Origin of the sequence: Pseudomonas syringae pv. cilantro (assembly GCF_001293775.1) — a bacterium.
GTDB lineage: Bacteria > Pseudomonadota > Gammaproteobacteria > Pseudomonadales > Pseudomonadaceae > Aquipseudomonas > Aquipseudomonas syringae_P.
This window is the reverse complement of sequence record NZ_LGLN01000020.1, coordinates 1,266-5,626: the sequence shown is the minus strand read 5'-3', so window position 1 is coordinate 5,626 and position 4,361 is coordinate 1,266. Positions and strand designations below refer to the sequence as shown.

Below are 4,361 nucleotides of genomic sequence, written 5' to 3'. Positions count from 1 at the left end.
TTTGAAAATGTATAATCTAGTGTGCTGTCTCAAAAATAAGATCTCTGTAAAATCGTCTATGCTTGCTCGTTGACCACACTGATGGAGGCGAAGAAATGAGCGCCCAAGATATCCTCCTGAGTCCTGAAGAACACGCCGAACTGAGCCGTCGCACACGATCAGCCACCATCCGTCAGCGTGACGGTCGCCGCGCGAGGGTCATCCTGTTAGCTGCTCAAGGTTGTTCACGGGTTGAAATAGCCCGCCTGGTTGGGTTCTCTCTTCGCTCGGTCACTCTTTGGTGCCAGCGTTTTCAAGAGCGGGGACTAGACGGTTTGATCGATAAGGGGGTGTACGCCGGAATCCCCGAAAATTCCGTCGGAAAACATCATGAGAGTGGTTCCCGGCTGCTTTTGCTATCCGATACGGTTTTCCGTACATATTTGGCCGCTCAATCAAGCCGTTTTCCGCTTGGCGGCATTACTGCCGGGAAACAAATGTTTGGCGTCAATCCGCACCATTACTGGCTTTCCGCCCATGACGGAAATTTCGGCGGTTACGGCTTACAACCCCGATAAGCCTGGCCGCGGACGTAAGTCATTCTTGCCGCCAGAAGCCTTGGCCCGAGTGCTTGAGCAAGTGGTTCAACCTCGTATTGGCCAGTCTCGCTGGAGCTGCCGAAGCATGGCGCAAGTCGCGGGTATTTCTCCGGCCAGCGTCCAGCGCATATGGGCTGCCAATGACATAAAGCCGCACCTGACTCGTACGTTCAAGCTGTCCAACGACCCCAACTTCGAAGAGAAATTCTGGGACGTCATCGGGTTGTATCTGGATCCTCCAGACAAAGCACTGGTGCTGTGCTGCGATGAAAAAAGTCAGGTTCAGGCCTTGGAGCGTACCCAGCCGGGACTGCCTCTGGGCATCGGTCATATCCGCACGCAATCGCACGATTATATTCGCCATGGCACCGTCACCCTGTTCACTGCGCTCGATTACCTTGAGGGGCGGTTGATCAGTTCTATCGAGCGCCAACATCGGCATCAGGAGTGGCTGGACTTTCTCAAAAAAATCAATCGGGAAACGCCCAAGCACCTTCAACTGCATCTGATCGTCGACAACTACGCCACGCACAAACATCCGAAAGTGAAGGCCTGGCTCGAAAAGCACAAGCGCTTCCATATGCATTTCACCCCGACCTCAAGTTCGTGGATGAATATGGTTGAGCGCTTCTTTCGCGACATCACGGTATACCTGCGCGACGGCAGTTTCAGCTCGGTTCGCGAGTTGGAAAGCTCGATCACCACATTTCTGGCACTGCGAAATGCCCAGCCGACTCGCTACGTTTGGAACGCCAAAGGAGAAGATATCTTGAACAAGATACAGCGAGCCCGCGAGGCGATGACTTCGCAGGCATAAGGGAAGTTAATTTTGAGACGGTACACTAGTGGAGCTGAAAGATCTGCTCGCACGTAGATCGCAGTGGACAGACTCTGACTTGGCGCAGCATGGTCATATTCTCCAAGGGGTGGAAAGGGTCGCCAATAAATATCAACTGACTATTCCGTCACACTGGAAGTAAACTCTACGAGGAAATCCCTACCATCGCGATTATGTTTTGCTTGAAGTCCTCATAGACTGCTCCTTTCCTTAACTGAAGAGCCTTTAGAGCATAGAAGACGTTGGTGGTCGGTGACTCTAGCTTTGCTTTATCAATGTCCAACTTTGAGACATTTACGACAGTCCAACACTCACGATAGCCGTCTTTTTTTGCCTTCTGGTGGCTTTTCTCAGCTTCGCCAATTCGGTTATGAATGTTGGACACGTCCGTACCACTCTTCACTTCAATTGCTAAGATTCTTCGTGAAGATTTGTCCGGCATTACTTCACGAATGACGATATCCGGATCGGCTGCAAATTCCACCCACACATCCCGGCCGCTCATGTTTTTTATTTCAATTGCCCCACGTGTGGCGTTGATAATTGCAGGCCTGAGAATCTCTTCAATGACGTCAAAGACGTCCACGATGCCTTGCTGGCCAAGTTTATTGTTCACTCCTCCCCGCATCTGCGGTCCAACAGTTAGCAAGGTCAGGTCATCCAAGAGTCCAATGCTCAGATCTTTTGCTTTTAAGTTACCCACAAGATGCGAGGCCGCCTTACAAAGAGCGACGCAGAGCTCCTCCACTTTCACCACAGAGCGCGGATTCAGGCGACCATTAACCTCCATACATTTCATGGAAGCCACGCCAAACTCCGAGCCATAAAACTCTTTCTGGCTATAGCCGAGGAGAAGACGGTAGTAGCCGAGCAGATGCGGGTTCGCGTGCAGAATTGCTGGCACTGCGAAGACAAGTTCTCCCCTTAATCCCCTAGCAGCGAGCGCTTTGAGGTCTTTTGCCGGAACGTATTTGGACAGCTCTGCATCAATGGTTGGAACGGCTAACTCGGATACCGTTTCCAAGAGAGCGTCCTGAAGCCAGACGTTTCTAAATTCTTGAAGCTTCAGAGAGAACGAGACCTGAAGCTCAGGCAATGGGAAAGCGAGGTCCTTCTTCATGCAGCCGATATCCTTACTACGTTATGGAAAATTCCTCCAAGCCGCTCTACCGCAAGGTATACGTATGATGGGTTGAGCTCAACACCAGCATACTTCCTGCCTTCTTCATTGCAGACCAAACCAACTGTGCCAGCGCCAAAGAAAGGGTCTAGCACGAAATCACCCGGTTCGGTAGAGGCCTTGACGCAAGGCCGTACCAGCTCAGGAGGGAATGTAGCGAAGTGAGCGCCTGCGTATGGCTTAGTATTCACATTCCAGACACTTCTCAAATTGCGCAAACCGCCGCCATCAGCAACCTGTTTAACTGCATCTGAATTGTAAAAATACTTCTCCGACTTGCTGAACATGAAGAGGAACTCGTGCGAACGGGTCGGCCGGTCCTTTACACTTTCAGGCATGGCATTCGGCTTGTTCCAAATAATGTCAGTTCGTAGATACCAACCATCATCCTGAAGAGCGAAAGCCAAGCGCCAAGGGATGCCCATCAGATCTTTAGGTTTGAGGCCTTCGGGAGTGTCCGGCCTAACAGCCATTGCCCTTGCCGGGTTTTTTTTATCCGCCGCACGATAGCCGCGATTTCCGCTTGTATAGCCATCACCGATGTTGATCCACAGTGTTCCGTCATCAGTAAGCACGCGTCTTACTTCAGAAAATACTGCAACTAGTTTCTGGATGAATTGAGGCATAGTCAGTTCGAGACCGATTTGATCGTCGATACCATAGTCTCGAAGCCCCCAATATGGAGGGGAAGTTACAACACAGCGCACGCTATTGCTTGGCAAGCGTCTTAATACTGTGACCGCGTCACCTTCAAAGATTGTGGAGGCGTCTAATTTTAATTGCGCTTCGCGAGTAACTTTTTCAACAATTGGATTATTCATACTTGCCTCTGACCTGCGTGCGCGGCGATTCTACACTATTTTTAAATTCTTTGCATTTGTTTTCGACCCCTATATCAACAGTTCCAACTAGAGATATCAGCAAAAAACGAATATCTGATTTTTTCTTAAAAAGTCATAAATGTGTATGAACTCGAATTACTGTTGTCAACAGTTTGAGTTCATTCTGATCCACTGGCAGCTTCGGATAAGAAGAAATCTTTCACGAAGGTCAGCTCTTCGCCGGTTGACCACTCCTCTGAGCGACTAAAAAAAGGAGTAGGTCACTACAGCGGGCGCGCGGTGATAATTTTCGATTGCTACCGCTCTCACAAGCTGATGTATTGGTCTACGCTGAGGCGGCAAAAGGCCAGTACCTGATCTGGATTCTAGTGTGGTGTTTCACAAGAAACGCATAAAATTACTTGCCCAATGCTTTTGCTGCGCGAGCAACGGAACCCAGAATCTCGTCCGCTTTTTTGTGCCAGCGAAATGGCTTCGGATTCTGGTTATAGGTTTCAAGGTAGTACTCGATTGAGGCCTCCAGATCCTTCACGCTGATATGCGCCTGGCGTTTGATCCATTTCTCGCTCAGGGTTGAGAAAAACCGCTCCACCAGATTCATCCATGAGGCGGACGTGGGAGTGAAATGGATGCTGTAACGCGGATGTGCAGCCAGCCATGCCTTGACCTTGTCGGTCTTGTGCGTTGCGTAGTTATCCATAATCAGATGAATCGGCACATCAGCCGGTAGTGAGGCATCAACCTCTTTGATAAACGACAGAAACTCAACACTGCGATGCTGACGCTTTAACCGGCCAATGACTTCGCCTGTTGCTACATCCAGAGCAGCAAACAGCGAAGTCGTCCCGTGACGCTTGTAATCGTGCGTACGTGTCGCAGGATTTTCAGGAGCTAAAGGCAGCCCAGGCTGTGTTCGGGCCAGC

At 50.2% G+C, this 4,361-nt stretch carries 3 protein-coding genes and 2 pseudogenes; 2 read left to right on the top strand and 3 right to left on the bottom strand.

Annotation, left to right across the window (positions count from 1 at the left end; genetic code table 11):
- Positions 1-95 precede the first annotated feature (95 nt).
- Both ABJ99_RS28075 and ABJ99_RS04100 read left to right on the top strand, forming a co-directional pair.
- Positions 96-320: pseudogene (locus tag ABJ99_RS28075) on the top strand (helix-turn-helix domain-containing protein); the annotation flags it as partial.
- 232 nt (positions 321-552) lie between these two features.
- Positions 553-1,395: pseudogene (locus ABJ99_RS04100) on the top strand (IS630 family transposase); the annotation flags it as partial.
- A gap of 166 nt (positions 1,396-1,561) precedes the next feature.
- Here the strand turns inward: ABJ99_RS04100 and ABJ99_RS04095 are convergent.
- The 3 genes from ABJ99_RS04095 to ABJ99_RS04085 form a co-directional block, all read right to left on the bottom strand.
- Complete coding sequence (locus tag ABJ99_RS04095) at positions 1,562-2,536, bottom strand: XcyI family restriction endonuclease (protein ID WP_054084735.1); 975 nt, start codon at positions 2,534-2,536, stop codon at positions 1,562-1,564.
- Positions 2,533-3,417, bottom strand: a complete 885-nt coding sequence (locus tag ABJ99_RS04090) for a DNA-methyltransferase (RefSeq protein WP_054084734.1) — start codon at positions 3,415-3,417, stop codon at positions 2,533-2,535. The genes ABJ99_RS04095 and ABJ99_RS04090 overlap by 4 nt, the downstream gene beginning before the upstream one ends.
- Before the next feature lie 418 nt (positions 3,418-3,835).
- A partial coding sequence (locus ABJ99_RS04085) for an IS630 family transposase (RefSeq protein WP_154864386.1) occupies positions 3,836-4,361 on the bottom strand: 526 nt, incomplete at its 5' end.